The organism is Devosia sp. (assembly GCF_028290625.1).
In the GTDB taxonomy this organism is placed as follows: Bacteria; Pseudomonadota; Alphaproteobacteria; order Rhizobiales; family Devosiaceae; genus Devosia.
In genome coordinates this window covers 85,840-102,758 of record NZ_JAQGJM010000030.1, presented here as the reverse complement: position 1 = coordinate 102,758, position 16,919 = coordinate 85,840, and the positions used below count along the sequence as shown (strand labels likewise).

At 62.4% G+C, this 16,919-nt stretch carries 15 protein-coding genes; 6 read left to right on the top strand and 9 right to left on the bottom strand.

Annotation, left to right across the window (positions count from 1 at the left end; genetic code table 11):
- Positions 1-66: 66 nt before the first annotated feature.
- The 4 genes from JWR51_RS16685 (at position 67) to hflX (ending at position 5,597) form a co-directional block, all read left to right on the top strand.
- Complete coding sequence (locus JWR51_RS16685; RefSeq protein WP_299749964.1) at positions 67-2,400, top strand: PAS domain-containing sensor histidine kinase; 2,334 nt, start codon at positions 67-69, stop codon at positions 2,398-2,400.
- Positions 2,400-3,782, top strand: coding sequence for a sigma-54 dependent transcriptional regulator (locus tag JWR51_RS16680; protein WP_299749961.1), 1,383 nt, complete (start codon positions 2,400-2,402; stop codon positions 3,780-3,782). The genes JWR51_RS16685 and JWR51_RS16680 overlap by 1 nt, the downstream gene beginning before the upstream one ends.
- A 184-nt stretch (positions 3,783-3,966) precedes the next feature.
- Complete coding sequence (gene hfq / locus JWR51_RS16675; RefSeq protein WP_046136099.1) at positions 3,967-4,218, top strand: RNA chaperone Hfq; 252 nt, start codon at positions 3,967-3,969, stop codon at positions 4,216-4,218.
- Positions 4,219-4,226: 8 nt separating this feature from the next.
- Positions 4,227-5,597 carry a GTPase HflX gene (hflX, locus tag JWR51_RS16670; RefSeq protein WP_299749958.1) on the top strand — a complete coding sequence of 457 codons (1,371 nt, stop codon included), beginning with the start codon at positions 4,227-4,229 and terminating at the stop codon, positions 5,595-5,597.
- Between the two features lie 5 nt (positions 5,598-5,602).
- Here hflX and mazG read toward each other — a convergent pair whose 3' ends face one another.
- Positions 5,603-6,412 carry a nucleoside triphosphate pyrophosphohydrolase gene (mazG, locus tag JWR51_RS16665; protein ID WP_299749954.1) on the bottom strand — a complete coding sequence of 270 codons (810 nt, stop codon included), beginning with the start codon at positions 6,410-6,412 and terminating at the stop codon, positions 5,603-5,605.
- Between the two features lie 336 nt (positions 6,413-6,748).
- On the opposite strand from mazG, the gene JWR51_RS16660 reads away from it, so the two are divergent.
- The gene (locus JWR51_RS16660) at positions 6,749-7,054 is read left to right on the top strand and encodes a hypothetical protein (protein ID WP_299749951.1); all 306 of its coding nucleotides are present in this window, start codon (positions 6,749-6,751) and stop codon (positions 7,052-7,054) included.
- On the opposite strand, the gene JWR51_RS16655 is transcribed toward JWR51_RS16660, so the two are convergent.
- The 6 genes from JWR51_RS16655 to JWR51_RS16630 all read right to left on the bottom strand — a co-directional run bounded on the left by JWR51_RS16655 (position 7,035) and on the right by JWR51_RS16630 (position 14,244).
- Positions 7,035-7,988 carry a hypothetical protein gene (locus tag JWR51_RS16655; protein ID WP_299749948.1) on the bottom strand — a complete coding sequence of 318 codons (954 nt, stop codon included), beginning with the start codon at positions 7,986-7,988 and terminating at the stop codon, positions 7,035-7,037. The two genes, JWR51_RS16660 and JWR51_RS16655, sit on opposite strands and share 20 nt — an antisense overlap.
- Before the next feature lie 77 nt (positions 7,989-8,065).
- The gene (locus JWR51_RS16650) at positions 8,066-9,166 is read right to left on the bottom strand and encodes an ATP-binding protein (RefSeq protein ID WP_299749945.1); all 1,101 of its coding nucleotides are present in this window, start codon (positions 9,164-9,166) and stop codon (positions 8,066-8,068) included.
- A 3-nt stretch (positions 9,167-9,169) separates the two neighbouring features.
- A complete protein-coding gene (locus tag JWR51_RS16645) occupies positions 9,170-11,452 on the bottom strand; it encodes a transposase family protein (protein ID WP_299749942.1) in 2,283 nt (760 codons plus the stop codon).
- Positions 11,449-12,249 (bottom strand): hypothetical protein, encoded by an 801-nt coding sequence (locus JWR51_RS16640; RefSeq protein WP_299749939.1) that lies wholly within the window; start codon positions 12,247-12,249, stop codon positions 11,449-11,451. The genes JWR51_RS16645 and JWR51_RS16640 overlap by 4 nt, the downstream gene beginning before the upstream one ends.
- A gap of 127 nt (positions 12,250-12,376) precedes the next feature.
- Positions 12,377-13,234, bottom strand: a complete 858-nt coding sequence (locus JWR51_RS16635; protein ID WP_299749937.1) for a hypothetical protein — start codon at positions 13,232-13,234, stop codon at positions 12,377-12,379.
- 80 nt (positions 13,235-13,314) lie between these two features.
- Entirely contained in the window at positions 13,315-14,244 is a 930-nt protein-coding gene (locus JWR51_RS16630; protein WP_299749934.1) for a hypothetical protein, read from the bottom strand.
- A 135-nt stretch (positions 14,245-14,379) separates the two neighbouring features.
- Here JWR51_RS16630 and JWR51_RS16625 point away from each other — a divergent pair, with 135 nt between their 5' ends.
- Positions 14,380-15,054, top strand: a complete 675-nt coding sequence (locus tag JWR51_RS16625) for a hypothetical protein (protein ID WP_299749931.1) — start codon at positions 14,380-14,382, stop codon at positions 15,052-15,054.
- 241 nt (positions 15,055-15,295) lie between these two features.
- On the opposite strand, the gene JWR51_RS16620 is transcribed toward JWR51_RS16625, so the two are convergent.
- Together JWR51_RS16620 and JWR51_RS16615 are read right to left on the bottom strand one after the other, a co-directional pair.
- Positions 15,296-16,132, bottom strand: a complete 837-nt coding sequence (locus JWR51_RS16620) for an MBL fold metallo-hydrolase (protein ID WP_299749928.1) — start codon at positions 16,130-16,132, stop codon at positions 15,296-15,298.
- A 4-nt stretch (positions 16,133-16,136) separates the two neighbouring features.
- The gene (locus JWR51_RS16615) at positions 16,137-16,916 is read right to left on the bottom strand and encodes a TatD family hydrolase (protein ID WP_299749925.1); all 780 of its coding nucleotides are present in this window, start codon (positions 16,914-16,916) and stop codon (positions 16,137-16,139) included.
- Between the last annotated feature and the right edge of the window lie 3 nt (positions 16,917-16,919).

Sequence of the window (16,919 nt, the reverse complement as noted above, 5' to 3'; positions counted from 1 at the left end):
TGAAGGGTTGGCGAAATTGGGCCAGACTCTGTTGTCTCCCGCGGAGGAAGCCGTTTGGCTTTTGAAATGAGCGACGCGACAGCACCGATCGAGGGCATTGGCAACACGACGCCGACGACGCCCAAGCCGCCACGGGCGCCGTTTTTTGCCGTGCAGAATAACCGTGCGCTGCGCATGCTGGGCCTCGTCGTGGTGCTGGCCTCCGTGGCGATGTCGTCGATCTCGTTCCTGATCCTGTCCGGCACCACCAATATCGAGCCTTCGGCAGAAGTCTGGACTATCATCTGGATCGTCACCGGCGTGTTGGTGCTGCTGATGATCGCGCTGGTGGTGACCGAGGCCATGCTGTTGGTGCAGGCGCGGGCGCAGAACCAGGCGGGTGCCGGGCTGCAGATCCGCATGGTGACAATGTTCGCGCTGGTGGCGGCCGTGCCGGCGGTGATCGTCGCCGTCGTGGCGACTATTGCGCTCAACCAGGGGCTGGACCAGTGGTTCTCCGAACGCACCAGGGCCATGGTGGAAAGCTCGCGGCTGGTGGCGCGCTCCTACATGCTCGAACATGCGCAGGTGTTGCGCGACGATATCATCTGGGTGGCGACCGAGCTGGAGCAGGCGCGCGGCACCTTCGAGTCGGATCGCGATCGCTTCCAGCGCATCCTGACCGCGCTGGCGGTGACGCGTTCGCTGCCGTTCACGTCGCTGATCTCAGAAGACGGCGACACGCTGATGCGGGCGCAGATCAATGTGCAGGGTGCCAGCCCGAAGCTGCCGAAGGGGATTACCCAGGGCGTGGTCGAGGGCACGCCGACGTCGATCGCGCCGGGGTCGACCAATCTGGTCGGCTCGGTGGTCAAGCTGCGCGGCTACGACAATACCTTCCTGTTCGTGGCCAGGCCGGTCGACGCCGAAGTGCTCGAATATATGCGGCTGACCGACGAGAACATCACCGAATACCGCCAATATGCCTCCAACCGGCTGGTGTTCCAGATCACCTTCACCATCATGTATGTGGGCTTGGCGGTGGTGCTGCTGCTGGCGGCGTTGTGGACCGGTATCGCGTTGGCCAACCGCTTCGTCGACCCGATTCGTAATCTGATGATCGCGTCGAACCGGGTTAGCCAGGGTGACCTTGACGTGCAGGTGCCGGTGCAGGAGGGCAGGGGCGATTTCCGCGATCTGTCCAGCCGCTTCAACCGCATGACGCAGCAGCTCAAGAGTCAGCGCGAAGCGCTGCTAAGCGCCAGCGAGATGAACGAAAAAAGACGGCAATTCACCGAAGCCGTGGTGGAAGGCGTGTCGGCCGGCATTATCGGGCTCGATCCGTTCGGAGCGGTGACGCTGGTCAATGCGCGCGCCGGCGAAATGCTGGGCCGCGACGAAATCGCCATGATGGGCGAAGCCATCGAAGAGGTGATGCCGCAACTGACGCCGATCCTCGAGCGGGCCCGCTCGGCCCGGCGAGGACAGGTGCGCGACCAGATTTACCTCGGCAACGAGACCGACCGGAAGACCTATCAGGTGCAGTTGACCCGCGAGGGCTCGATGACCGAATCCAAGGGTTATGTGCTGACCTTCGACGACATCACTGACCTTGAATCGGCGCAGCGCACCAGCGCCTGGGCCGACGTGGCGCGGCGCATTGCCCACGAGATCAAGAATCCGCTGACGCCGATCCAGCTTTCGGCAGAACGCCTGCGCCGGCGCTATGGTACGCGGCTGGAGGACGATCGCGAGGTCTTTGACAAGTGCATCAACACCATCGTGCGTCAGGTGGGCGATATCGGCCGCATGGTCGATGAATTTTCGGCCTTTGCTCGCATGCCTGAGGCGGCGCCGGAAGTGGCTGACCTAAGCGATACCGTGCGGCAGGCGGTGTTCCTGGAAAGCGTAAGATTGCCGGAAATCAGCATTCAGACCGAATTGCCGGAAATGCCGATCTACGCCTATTTCGATAGCCGGCTGATTTCACAGAGTTTGACCAACCTGATCAAGAATGCGGTAGAAGCTTTTGAAGCAGTGGATATATCGGATTTCAAACCTGCCATTCTTGTGCAGGGCCAGATCGAGGGCAACCATGCTAGGATTGCCGTCTCGGATAATGGCAAGGGCTGGCCCAAGGATAACCGCCAGCGCCTGCTGGAACCCTATATGACGACCCGTGAAAAGGGGACCGGGCTCGGCTTGGCCATCGTGGCCAAGATCATCGAGCAGCATGGTGGCCTGGTCGAACTGGTGGATGCCGAACCCGATGCCAATGGGCGCGTGGGTGCCTGCGTCACCTTTACGCTGCCACTGAGTTCTCCCCACAAGACATCGAATGACGGCGAGATTGCCGAGCGAACCGAGGCAATGATCGCCCAAATGGAGGAGCCGCTGCTGGCAGCGGTCGTGCACAAATAATGGCACTCGATATTCTGATCATCGACGACGAAGACGATATCCGTGACCTGATCGCCGGCATCCTGGAGGACGAGGGGTTCGAGACCCGACAGGCCCATGATGCCGATAGCGGGCTCAACGAGATTGCGCGGCGGCGGCCGAGCCTGGTGTTCCTTGATATCTGGATGCAGGGATCGCGGCTCGACGGGCTGCAACTGCTCGACGTGTTCCAGAGCCAGCATCCGGACATGCCGGTGGTGATGATTTCGGGGCACGGCAATGTCGAGACGGCGGTGTCGGCGATCCGGCGCGGCGCCTATGACTATATCGAGAAGCCGTTCAAGATCGACCGGCTGCTGCACATCACCCAGCGGGCGATGGAGGCAACGCGGCTGCGCAACGAGGTGGCCGAGCTCAAGGAACGTTCGTCGGCCAAGAGCGGCGACATGGTGGGTTCGTCCCCTGCGTTGCAGCAGGTTCGTGGCGTGATCGAGAAATCAGCGCCGACCAATTCGCGCATCTTCATCTCCGGGCCATCGGGTGCCGGCAAGGGATTGGTGGCGCGGCTAATCCATCAACGCAGCCCGCGCGCCGATGCGCCATTCGTAGAGATCAACGCCTCGCTCTACGCGCCCGAGGAAGTGCCGGTGGTGCTGTTCGGCCGCGAGGTACGCGAGAAAACCGGGACACTACGGGCCGAAGTCGGTGCGCTGGAGAAGGCGCATGGCGGCACGCTCTATCTGTCCGAAGTGACGACGCTGCCGGCGCAGACGCAGACGGCGCTGCTGCGCACGCTGGTGGAAAATCGCTTCACCCGCGTCGGCGGCACCCAGGCGGTGCCGATCGACGTGCGCATCATCGCCGCCAGCTCGCAGAACGTGGCGGCGCAGATCGAGTCGGGCGAGTTCCGCTCCGACCTGTTCCACCGGCTCTCGATCGTGCCGCTGCCGTTGACGCCGCTCAAGGAGCGCCGCGAGGACGTTCCGCCGCTGGTCAATGTGTTCATCGACCAGGTCTGCCGTATGCACAATCTGCAGCGTCTGACGGTTGGCGACGACGCCATGGCGGTGTTGCAGGCACAGGAATGGCCGGGCAATGCGCGCCAGCTTCGCAACTCGATCGAGCGCCTGCTGATTCTCATGAAAGACCAGCAGCCCGAGGATGGGATCATCACCGCCGCCATGCTGCCGTCCGATATCGGCGAAGTTCTGCCCACAGTAGGCGACACCGACGCATCGGCACATCTGATGAGCCTGCCGCTGCGCGACGCCCGCGAAGTGTTCGAACGGCAATATCTGGTGGCGCAGATCGAGCGGTTCGGCGGCAATATCTCCAAGACCGCGGAGTTCGTCGGCATGGAGCGCAGTGCACTGCACCGCAAGATCAAGTCGCTCGGTCTGTGACCGTACTGAAATATCGCGCGTGCCATGCGTGGGGCGCGGGTAGGCAGTAAAAGTGTTCTGTGTAATAGTCGTTAGCGGTCTAACGATTGTTGGCTGTACGGGGGCAGGGCGGCTGTCCCTGGCGAGACCTGGCACTCCCAGGCAATGATAACAGCGGCATGCAATGCCGCGAGAAGAGGCCTCAATGGCGAGTGAAAAACAACAAAATCTTCAGGACTCCTTCCTCAACCACGTTCGCAAGCAGAAGGTGCCGGTCACGATCTTCCTCGTGAACGGGGTGAAGCTGCAGGGCGTCATCACCTGGTTCGACAATTTCTGCCTGCTGCTGCGGCGCGATGCGCAATCGCAGTTGGTCTACAAGCATGCGATTTCGACCATCATGCCGGGTGCGCCGATCCAACTGTTCGATCCCGAACAGAACCAAGATAGCGACTGATCCCAGCAATGGATGAACACGACGACGATGAGGCCGCCGCACCGGGCGGCCCAAAAGCATTTATCGACCAGCAACAACATGCGACCCGGGCGGGCCTCGTGGTGCCCGATGTGCGCGGTAGCTTTTCCCAGCACGGGATCGATGCGCGCAAGGCCGAGTTCGAAGGACTGGCGGAGGCGATCCGCCTCGATGTCGTGTTCTCCGAGGTCATCAAGGTGCGCGAGGTCAAGCCGTCGACCTTCATTGGCGGGGGCCATACCGAGAGCCTTAAGGCTCGCGTGAAGGCCGAGGATATCGATCTGCTGCTGGTGGATGCGTCGCTGACGGCGATCCAGCAGCGCAATCTGGAGCAGGAAACCGGCGCCAAGGTGCTGGACCGCACGGCGCTGATCCTGGAAATTTTCGGCGAGCGGGCGGCGACACGCGAAGGCGTGTTGCAGGTCGAACTCGCGCATCTGAACTACCAGAAGGGTCGCCTCGTGCGGTCCTGGACCCATCTGGAGCGCCAGCGCGGCAGCGGCGGCTATGGCTTCATGGGCGGCCCAGGTGAAACCCAGATCGAAAGCGATCGCCGTCAGATTACCGACCGAATCGTGTTGCTCGAAGACCGGCTGGAGAAGGTCAAGAAGACCCGTGCCCAGCAGCGGGCCAAGGGCAGCGATACGCCAACAGTGGCCTTGGTGGGCTACACTAATGCCGGAAAATCCAGCATTTTCAATATGCTGACCGGGGCAGGGGTATTTGCCGAGGACCTGCTGTTCGCGACGCTAGACACCACCGTGCGCAAGTTGGAGCTGCCGCATGGCCGGCAGATCATGCTGAGCGATACCGTTGGTTTCGTCGCGGACCTGCCGACCGATCTGGTCGCGGCCTTCCGCGCGACGCTGGAAGAGGTGCTGGACGCCGATATCATCCTGCATGTGCGCGATGTCGCCAACGAGGATCATCTGGCGCAGGCGCTGGACGTGCTCAAGGTGCTGGGCGATCTCGGTGTGTCGACCGACACGACGTCGATCATCGAAGTGTGGAACAAGATCGACCTACTGTCGGCGACCGACGATCCGGACGGGTTGCTGAATACGGCGACGCCGACCGGCAAGGTATCGGCGGTGGTGCCGGTGTCGGCCAAGACTGGGCAGGGGCTGGATCAGCTCAAACTCGCTATCGAGGCGGGCTTGGCGGAAAAGAGCCGCACGTACCATGTGCACGTGCCACATAGCGCCGGAGCGGATATCGGCTGGCTGCATAGCCACGCCGAGATCATTTCGCGCGATGAGCCAAACGAAAAAGGCAGCGGTTTCGTCGTGCGGATCGAGCCACGGCAGAAGACCGCGTTCCTGGAACGGTTCAACGGGCGGATCGACAGCTCGGACGCGTAGCGTAGCTATGCTTTGTCGGCCGCTCTGATCTCGTTCCAATAGCCGTCCAGGCGCTCCAGACCTGCCGCCTCGATCACCACGCCGTCTTCGCGCACTCGCGCTTCGACGTGGTGGAAGCGGCGGGTGAATTTCTGATTGGCGTCGCGCAAGGCGGCCTCGGCATCGACGCCAGCGTGGCGCGCGAGGTTGGCGACGGCGAACAGCAGGTCACCAATTTCCTCGTGGGTTGCGGCGGCGTCGCCCGATGCAGCGGCTTCGGCGACTTCCTCCAACTCCTCGGTGACCTTGGCGGCAACGGCGGCGAGATCGGGCCAGTCGAAGCCGACACGAGCCGCACGCTTGGTCAGCTTTTCGGCTCGCGCCAGAGCGGGGAGGGTGGCGGCCACGTCGTCGAGCACCGAAGGAATGACCTCGCCCTTACGCGCTGCCTTGGCGGCGCGTTCCTCAGCCTTGATGGCCTCCCATCGGCCTTGGGCTGCCTCCGCATCATTGGCGTCGAGGTCGCCGAAGACGTGAGGATGGCGGCGGATCAGCTTCTCGGTGATGCCATAGATAACGTCGCCGATGTCGAAGTGGCCGGCCTCGCTGGCCATCTGTGCGTGGTAGATCGGCTGCAGCAGCAGATCGCCGAGTTCTTCGCGCAGGTCGGAAAGATCCTGGCGCTCGATGGCGTCGGCAACCTCGTAGGCTTCCTCGATGGTGTAGTGCCGGATGGTCGAAAAATCCTGCACCAGATCCCAGGGGCAGCCACCAACGGGATTGCGCAAGGCGGCCATGATTTCGATCAGGCGGGAGATATCTCTGGAGGGCTGCATGGCGGGCTCGGCTTGGAATCGGGTTCGCCGAGCTTAGCAAGGACGCTGGTGCATGTCGTCCAGCGACGGAGGATTGGAGGCGGGTGGCCGAATGAGCGATCTGCTGTCGCAGGTCCCAGATTTTGACACTGGCCCTACGCTAAAAATGTGATTTCCTGGGGGGTTCTCACCCGGCCAATTTGGCACTATCGCGGGTTATTCTGGCACCACCCGGATTCCTCGCGACGGATTCTGGCACTGGCAGGGCGAGCGGACTCACCTGCCGTCCAGCCACCTTAATCTAATGCTGACGTGTTAGAGCGATGATCGTAGCGGTTATGCACAAGGCCGCAACCGATGTACCGCGCCCCGTTCCCGGCGCCCTTCCCGGGCGATCCAGACTACATCTTCGACAATGCGGTATTCCAGGCGCTGGGGCACCCCTCCAACCGCCATATCTTGAAGCTGCTGTCAGTCAGGCCGATGACCGAGTTCGATTTGGCCCAGCAGCTTGCCGACCACCACTCGCTCGGCGAATGGTTGCCGCATCTAGTGGCAAGTGGGCTGGTCGGTATTGCCGGCTCAGGGCACCAGGCGGTCTATAGGCTGGAGCGCGCGGGGCTGGCGCGGGTAGCGCGTTGGATCAGTTCGTTCGATCCCTGATTCTGAAGGCCGTGAGGTCCATGTATTCGGGGCGGGGCTTGCCGCGCCACGTGGAAGCGTATCGGTCTCGCACGGCGAACCAGGCGGCGCTCATCGCTTCCGACGCCTGCTCGATCATCAAGTCCCTCAGCGTATGCGGGCTGACGCCGTCCAGCATCTCGACGAGGATCGGATACTGTTCGCGTTGGCCGGCATCGTATTGCCTCAACAGGAGGTCTGCCACCTCAAGCAGGGGAGCGGGCCAAGCCCGCGCTATTTTCAGGCCCATATGGGCAGTGGCAGGGCCGCCGGAAGTACCCGTCCTCTCGACGGCGCCACGGAGCCTGGCGCACCACTGCAGCACGCTTAGCTGCTGCTCCAGATCCAAGTCACCCAGCGGAGCCGGCAGGTCAATGGGTCCGGCCTTGACGCCGTCAATTAGTCCGATGGCTCCCGCGATGGCCCGGACGTCCTGCAGGACCTGAGTATCCGCGAATGACGGGGGAGCGTTGCGCAGGTCAAAACGACATTGGTGGCAACTCTCGATCTTCTTCGTGTCCCAGTTCAAGTTCGCGCTGCACGATGGGCAGCGGTTGAGCAGTGTCTCGCCGGTTATCGGATCGCAGGGGAAGGCCGAAAACCGCCATGCTAGGCGTATGTAGGGATCGTCGCCGTCCGAACGGAGCATTCCTGGCGCCACGCGCTTGTCGAGCGATATCCATCCGTCCGGAAGGGTCCTCCCGCGGAAGTGCTTGGGGCTGCCCGACCTTGACGCCGGGACATCGACCGTGCCGGCACAGGCGTTGTCCGCGAGAGGCACGAGGGCCACGTTGGCGATGACGCCGAGCCGACGAAGCACCTCCATCTTGAACGGCAGGTAGATGAGCCAGTCGTGGGCGGCGTCCAGGTAGCGCGACTTGAACTCGTCGATGGACATGTCTCCGTAGGTCGCCATGCGAACGACCAGGGATAACGCATCCTCGTCTGGATGGAACGGTGCCGGCCTCCGCCAGGCTCGAAGGAAGCTATCGCTCATCCCGGACGCTTCGATATGCGACTACCGCGACGCTTGGGCGTGCGCACATCGGGCGGTAGATCGCGGCTGTGTACCGTTTCCTCAGCGAGGCTACGCGGTATCGAAGGCAAGGGACCGGAGTGGGAAAACGGGTTGATACCGAGCATCCTGTCCTCTTCGCGCATCAAGACTTCGCAGGCTCGCGCAAGGTCTTGGACCTGCAAGACTGAGGGGATTACGTCCTCGTCGACCTCGAAAGCGGCCACGGTTGCCTTCTCCAGCAGCTTCGAAAGCATCCCGGGCCGACCGCGCGTGGCGTAGAAGAAGGCGTCGTCATGACGGGCATCCCCCAGCGGGGTTCCGATGAACGGCATCCTTAGGTCGACTTCACTGAGGAATGTTCGGAAGGCGTCGCGATCGGCGGCGGTGCGATGAGCAAACGGCGCGATATGCACGAACGAGTCTTTGCGGTCACGGATTGTCGGGTGGGAGTTCATAAGCTCTCGGAGCGCGGGGCCACCCGTCACCACGATGCGGAACTTTCTCGAGTTTTCCAAGGTCAGGAGCCAGTTGGCGAAATCTTCGGCGCCTTGCCCGGTGCCGCCCTTTGTCATCTTCTGCGCCTCGTCGATGATGAACATGTCAACCTTGTTCGCGCCCATGTGGAAGATGAGCTTCTCGCTTGCCTCGGTTTCCGAGATCCTGGGGACTGGCAGGAAATGCGTATCGAGGATGGACTTGGCGGCTTGGCGTGGCGTGGCTCCGTTGGTGCAGTCGAGAAAGAGAACGCGATGGCCGTTGCCTTCGACGAGAACCGACGACCGGACGCGTTCGTTGGGGATCATCCGCCCCGTCTTTTCCTTGACGAACTGCTTGACCGTCTCCGTCTTGCCGCAGCGGCTGGTCGCTGTGATATAGGCCGTGCTGGTCTCCCGCAGGCGCATGCCGTACTTCCACGTGGATTCCAGTTGTTGCCACGCCGTACGAACGCCTGGGTGCAGAATATAGATCTTCTGGATACGGCGAAGCCTGCGGTCGATATCCCAACCGGCCATTTCAACCTTCGTGGCTTCGTCGCCCGCTTCGGCGACGTTCGAGACGAGCTCGTCAAGGGCCATGGTTCACTCCTCGTCGTCATCGATCGGGGCAGCGCCCCATGCGGATTCTGCAGTCGTCTTTCCCGGAACCTTGGATGTTTCCATCGCAGGTTCTTCAGGCACGCCCGCTCCCTGTGAGACGATGCCGTCAGCGTCAGCGTCGGCGAATTCGGCGAGCAGGTCGTAGCGATCCAGCGTCTCCTTGGTCTTGGCGAAGGCCGGTTGGTCCGCCCCTACCAGGTACACGCCGGCGAACCTGGGCGCCTGGCCGCCGGTGAGGGTGACCTTGCCGGGATCGCCGTCGACATTGGCGCCCATGGCCTCCATGGCGTTGCGGAACAGCCGCCTGAAGCCGAGTTCGTAGTCCGTGGGATTGGTGGGCTTGCCCCCGCTGCGCTTAAGGTCGTCGCACACGACCTGATGCTGCCACACGGTGCGGCCCGCCACATGAGGGTTCGTCGCGACGGCCAGGATCTCGCCCGGGTGGTCGGCGGCAAAGCCCGGCGTGCCGACCGGGACAGCGACGTAGGCCCGGCTGACGTCAAGCAGCGGAATGCGGACACGCACCGGGGTCAGGGTCTTGGATCTCGGGCCGTAATGGCCGGCATGGCGCCGGATGGCCTGCACCTCTGGGGACTGATAGAAAATGTTCTTCCACCGGATGCCTTCGTCGGTAGCGTTGAGATCTGGCTCGAGGGTGGTGACCACATCCCAGCGGGACTGTTCGTAAGGGGTGAGCGGACGCGGGCGGTGCGACGCGCTGCTGGCGCCGCGCAACCAACGCTGCTCTGGTGTGTCCCCGTCGAGGCCGTTCTGTTCCCTGCGGGCAAAGCACTCGATCAGGTACTGGTGGAACAGCATGGTGAAGCTGTCCAGGTTGACGGCGGCTTCCTTCTGCGGGCGTCGGTCGCCCTTTTCGCCGATGTTGGCACCAGTGGATCCCGCCAGCCAATGGACGAAGTCCCGTTCGATCGTCCCGAAATGGCGTTCCACGTACGGCTTGGAGTTCGGCTTGCCTGGGACGGCCAGCTCGAAACCGACGCCTATACGCGCCAAGTTCTGCTGCAACTGCAACGACACGAATTCCTTGGCGTTGTCGTACCTCAGCTTGACCGGCTTGCCGAAGCCGAGGAGGTCTCCCCGTATGTCGGGCCAGCAAGTGCCGACATAGGTCTTGGGACGGATGGCGTGGTCGATGCACATGACGGCCGGGATGAGGCCGCCGGGTTCGAAGGTGATGGCGAACCCGAGCGGATACCCGCTATGGACGTCGAGCGCCAAGCAGATCCAGAACCGGTCGAGGCCGCCCTTGGCGAGTTCGACGCCGAGATGGGTCTTTCCCAGGTCACCCGTAACGGGGTGCAAGTCGAACTTGTGGTGATCCACCTCGACGAGATCCAGGATGCGTGCGGGCCGCTCCAGCTTGCCGACCGATCCGTATTCGAGATCGGCCTTTGCAACGCCCTCCGCCTTGGCCAATCGTATCCAGGCGTCGAACCGGCGGTACTCGTTCTGCACCGTTGTCAGCGACGGTGCCTCGAGCTTGGTGCCATGCCTGTCGTTGTATTCCTCGATCTTCGCCTTCACCATGATGAGGATCTTCGTGGGCCCGAACTTGTGGGACACGCCTACCATGCGACGGATCTCGCCAGCGACGATCTCGTAGACCTTGGGCGGGATGGTTTGTGGCCTCGGCGTCACGCAGGTGCCGTGGAGTAGCCCTGACCCCTGCAGCTGCAAGGCCTCTTCCTTGGCGATCCAGCGCAGGACCGAGCGAGGGGACCGGTTCTGGGGCAGTACAATCTTCCGGTCGTCAGGCAGCAACGCGTTGGACTTCTCCACCGCAGCTTCCACCGCCTCGATGACCTTCTTCGCGCTGCCCTCGTTCCGGACGATGTCGGCATCCGGCTTCGAAGACATGGTCTTGAACATGGTGACGAAGAGGTACTTCGCCTCGGCCTTGCGGCGGCTTGCCTCCGGGAAAGCGTTGAAGGCTACCCGCAGGCGCGATCGATGCTCGTCGGCATCGGCGGGCTTAGCGAACTTGGGCGCGCCGCGTCCCGGGCGGTAGTAGCGGTGTTCCGCCTGCAGGTTCAATAGCTCTGCAGTGCCGAACTGAACCTGCTTCTCCTGGTCGCCGTTCCAGAAGACGTGAGGACCGTGCTCGATCTTGGCCAGGAACTTGTGCGCGATCTCGTCGATGAAGACGATGTCGTCGACCTTGAGGTCGTCGGCCATCATGTCGTCGAGAGAGGCGCGGGGCAGGGGCTGGCCGGCAGCGAAACCGTTTCGTAGCAGTTCGTTCATTGCACTGCCCTCGTCAGGGTGACGGCGGTCTCGTCATCGATCCGGGCATGGAGGTCGATGGAGAGCACGAGTTCGGGAATGCGCGCCAGTACATCGCCGCGCGGGAATTCGGAGTCGTGCAACTGCTCGCAGCATTCAAGCATGGTCGCGCTGCGAGCCGGCCTTGCTGCCAGGAAGGCGACCAGTCGATCTGCATCCTCCTCCGTCACCGGCCTGCCGGCGTTGGCGACGATCTCGTCCACGGTTGCCTTGCTCGCCATTGCCGCGAGGTCACGGTCGGTGACGAGACGCCAGGCGATGCCGCAGCGGAGGTAGGCATCCCGCACCAACCGGAGCCGCCGGCGCATCTTGGCCGCCTTCTCCGAGCGGTAGCGTCCGAGCTCGTCCCGCGGATCGACGGTGGCGGGCGGCGCGATATCGATGAAGCGCTTGTATTCCACGCGCAATTCCCGAAAGCCCATCATGACGAGGAAGTCGGGCGTGTACTTTACCGGACGGCTTTGACCCTCGACGGTTACGCGTATCTGCTCCGGTTGGCCGAAATAACCGGTAACGCTTGGGTGCACCTCGAGAATGCGGGCGAACCATTCCTCGCCGGTGGATTCGTGTGCGACGTGCGCGTCGTTCTTCCAGCTCCAGAACGCGCCGACCTTTGCCGTCCGGCGCCCGGTGATGATGCGGCGGACGGGTTCGTTGCCGGGCAGCCGGAAGCGATCGACGCCGGGCGCCAATGGCTCCCAACGTTCGTCCAGCGTCTTGATCCGTTCGTTTTCCCAGGCGTTGACTTGACTGGCCATTGCGCGATTTCCCTGTGCCTCGAACTCTGCGGCCCGTCGGCGGTTGAACATGGAACGGCAGGGGTTTACGGGATCCTGACGCGGACCCCGTCCTGCCTGCATGCTTGCGGTAGTGGTTTCCGAGGCGTTAGCCCGCTGCCAGGTGAACCAGCACCGTACCGGCTCCGATACCCATCTGCCTGGCGATGCGGTCCGGCGGCATGCCGGACGCCGCGAGAGACCGGATGCGATGGCGACGGAACGATCCTGCGACCACCCCCGGCGACAGGTGGGCCAGCGCCCTGCGGCGCCTTATCATCAGTTGGAGGGAACGTGGCGACATGCGTCCACCCAACGTATTCAGCCACAGGGCACCTTCGCTTGCGACGGGGTAGGGGCAACGCGAGCGATAGGCATCGATACCCTCGGCGGCCTTCGCCGATAGCTCTACGAACCTGGCCTTGCCAGACGGATTCCTGACAAGCAGGAGCGGGCCAGTCAGGTGCCGGCAGTCGATCAGGTTCAGTTCTCCCGTCGTCAGGCCACGCTCCATGACCAAGGTCAGGATGGCGTCGTCGCGCAGGACGGTCCAATCCATCCGGTTCCCGGTGGGAGCGGCAAGTGCCAGGAGGTCCGCCTCCAGCACCGGGCCTTCGGTCCTGACATCGATCCGAGGGAAACCGGCATGGAGGAGGGGGCCGGTCATTCCGCATGTGTTGGCAAGCATCAGCCCGTACCTGCGGATGGAGACGAGGCGTCGACGGCAAGTGGACGGAGCATCCCTCCAACATGCGACTAGCGCAGCAAGATCGTGAGTGCCGAGATCCATCAGGTCCTGCGGCACCGCCTGGCGACCGAGCGTCGATGCCATGGTGTCGGCCACAAAGCGGATATCGCGCAGGTAGCATTCCACGGTGGATCTGGACTTGTCACGCAGTCGGTCGGCCCACGACGCGAGCGTTCCGGTGATGGTCAACGGCGGGCGGTGATCGGTGATGTCGGCCATGGGGCCTCCTTTCCGGCAATGGAATGCCGTGCCCGGACCTGTGGGTCCGCGGCTGCTTCAGTTCGATGTCGTCGGTTTGGCTAGAGGCGCGGACCCAGGTCTAGGTGGGCCGCAAGCTCGGGAAAGGTTTCAATTTCGAGGTCCTCCAGTTCAAAGCGTCCGCTTCGGGTCGCTAGGCGGGCAAGGGTGGGTCCGAGTTCGGCGTCGATGCCACCACGCACCGTTGCCATCATCGAAAAGGCGATCGGATCTGGCACCGATAGCGGCACCGGTCGACCGGAGCGGTCGAAGGTGAACGTCGCGATCGGGTCGCCCTCGAGGCGCTCGCCGATGCAGTATACCTGGTCGTATTCCCCCTGGTGTTCGAGCTCGCCCATGAAGTCGGCTCGAGACCAGATCTCGAAATGGATGTCTTCGTACGCCAGGGCAATTTTGCCGGAGCGATGCTGGCGCGACGTGACACCCGGGAACGCGGAGGCCAATTCCGTCAGCAGGTCCACGGCGATCGCGTCGTCCAGCAGCATGAACTGCAGGGCAGGGGTCTCGATCGAGGGGAATTCCCGCGTGAACACGGTCTCATAGCCGAACATCGCAAGCTCGCTCGTCACCACCAGGTGCGCGCCCAGCCCGCTGTTGCCCAGCTTGCCCAGGAACTCGCCTGTCGCCCGCGGCAGCCTGCCGAGGCGCAGCGCCTTGGACACCCGCGCCTGGGTGGAGACAGCCTCCTCGAGGGGCGGCAGGTCCAACTTCACCAGGGTCCGGCGTTCCATGAAGCGCGCATAGATCGCCTCGATCTCCGCCGTTCGCGGTCCCAGTGACGTGGAGCGCTTCTTCTTGGTCACGGGGTCGGGGGCATAGCGGTACAGGTATTCCCGGCCCCGGATCGTCTTCCATTGCATGCCTCCGACCAGGTCACGGCTTTCGGCCATGAGGGGGGCGTACCGCGCCCACAGGTCTTGGACCTCGCGGACGTGGCGCTTCTGTTCGGCGGAGTAGGGTTCTATGTCCATCATGCAGCCCGTGTATCACATGAATGCACAAATTGGTAGTAATTTCTCAGATACAAGATCGATCAACTAATTTCGTCGCCTTCGTGTCCCTTGCTGGCTTTTCCCGCACAATCGCTTCACTCAGCGAGGACGGCGATGCGTGGTATCCACTTTTTGACCTCTGACGGCTTAGATTTCGTCGGCTTCAGCGACTCGGCTAGGGCGACTTGTTGCGCTGATCTCCCGTTGCCTGGCGACTATGTGGGCTTTGCCGAGGACCTGGACCCGGAATCTTCCATGCGCAAGCTTCCGTATGAGCAGCAAAGGCTTGTGGAAGGTAAGGTGCTCAAGGTCACGGATATCTGGATCACTGTCGACAGACATGGCGAGACCGGCGTCTGGTGGTATAGATACGAGTTTGAGGGCATCGAGGGGAAATTCCGAGGCGATGCCTTTATCGATGCTCGCTTCGACCGTTATGCCATTGGGGTGCTGCTTTCAGTCGACAGCGAACTTTGGTTTGTGCCGGTCCACGGAACGATCAACCCAATGTCTGGCAATTTCTGTAGACCCATATTGATCGATGGCTTGGAACGTCCTGCCCGGCACCAATTGCTCGGCAGTTTCCGGTTAGGGGAAGATGCCAGCGCCGCATTCGCCGACTTCGCGAAGGCACGGGACATCGAACCGGTTTGGGGGAAGGCTACCTTTGTCTCTAGTGATGACCAAGTCCGGCTCTTGGCGATTGAAGACTGGGAGTGCACCGATCCAGACGCGATCTCAGGGGCTATTTATGCCGTCGAACAATCCCAGATGGCGCCGGGGTGGTGACCGCAGTGCCAAATTGGGTACTCGCCAGTGCCAAATTGGATTGCGTAGGACATCTGCCGAGCCACCGTTCCTTGCATCCGTGATTCGCATAATATATATTATGGAACTTTTTGATTGAGCTAAAGCTTGGATTCTATGGAGCTTTGGGCGTTCGGTTGGATTTATCGGCTTTCTCGCTGTCGCTGATGCCGGATTACGTGGGCTATCATAGCCCACCCCAGTGGCCCGAGGATAAGTTGGATCAGAGATTGATGATGGTTCCGGCGACGACGTCGATGTGCATGCCATCGAAGGCTGGCTGGACATTGGCGGGCAAAGTCGATTGCAGCGTCCGATAGTCCATGTCGATGTGCATGTTGGTGAGCACGGCTTGGCCTGGCGCGAAGCGTTCGATCAGGCCCAGGGTTTCCGGCAGGCTCAGATGGCTGGGATGTGGCGCGTGGCGTAGCGCATCGACGATCCAGACGGTCAGGCCAGATACGGCGGCGTCGGAGGTCGCGGGAATGGCCGATAGGTCGCAGGAATACGCAAAATTGCCGACGCGGAAGCCAAGAGACTCAATGTTGCCATGCACTTGGCTGAAAGCGTCGATGCGGATGGCGCCACCGGGTCCATCGATCGACAGGACGGCGCCGGCCTCGATTTCATGGGCATTGAGGATAGGTGGATAGTCGCTGCCGGGTGGCGCGGTGAAGCAATAGCCGAAGGCCTCGCGGATACGGGCACCGGCTTCGCGGGTGAAATAGACATCGACACGCTGGCGGTTGTTGAGCGCCAGAACGCGCAGATCGTCGATGCCGTGGGTGTGGTCGGCATGCTCGTGGGTATAGAGCACCGCATCGACGCGATCGACCTGGGCATCCAGCAATTGCTCGCGCAGGTCGCAGCCGGTATCAATGAGGATGCGCGTCGGCTCGGCGACGCCTTCGGTCCAGCCTTCGATCAGCAGTGCGCAGCGGCGGCGGCGATTACGTGGCTCTGCCGGGTCGCAATCGCCCCAGATATTGCCGATGCGCGGCACGCCGCCGGACGAGCCACAGCCTAGCACGGTGGCAATGATCTTCTGCGCGTCGGCCATAAGATCATGCCAGTCCGGTTTTGGAGAACAGCCGGGCGAAATTGGCGGTGGTTTCGGCGCCGAGCGCTTCGAGGGTCAGGCCACGGACTTCGGCGACCTTCTCGGCCGTGAAGCGCACGAAGCTCGGCTCGTTGGAGGCGCCGCGATGCGGGATCGGCGCCAGATAAGGTGCATCGGTTTCAACGAGATAGCGGTCGGCCGGTACGAACTTGGCGACTTCGCGGATGTCCTCGGCGTTCTTGAAGGTGATGATGCCGGAGAACGAAATATAGCCGCCCAGATCGAGCGCGGTGCGGGCCAGGTCCTGACCGGCGGTGAAGCAGTGCAGAACGAAGGGGAAGGCCCCCTGCCCGGCTTCTTCGGTCAGGATCGCTGCCATGTCGTCGTCGCACTTGCGGCTGTGGATAACCAGTGGAAGACCGGTGATTCTGGAGGCGGCGATATGGCGGCGAAGGCCCGTGGCCTGGGCCTCTCGCGGTGCATTGTCGTAGAAGTAATCGAGACCGGCTTCACCGATGGCAACGCAACGTGGATGGGCACTTAGGCGCACCAGATCGTCGGTCTGGATGTGCAATTCCTTGTCCGCATTGTGCGGATGGGTGCCGACCGAGCACCACACGTTCTGGTAACGTTCCGCGATGGCGGCGTACGTGGAAAAGTTATCCACCAGTGTGGATATTGTTACCATTCCGGTAACGCCGACAGCAGCAGCGCGGGCTAAAACGCCGTCGATGTCGCCGGCGAGCGCCTCGAAGTCCAGATGGCAGTGACTGTCGATCAGCATGGT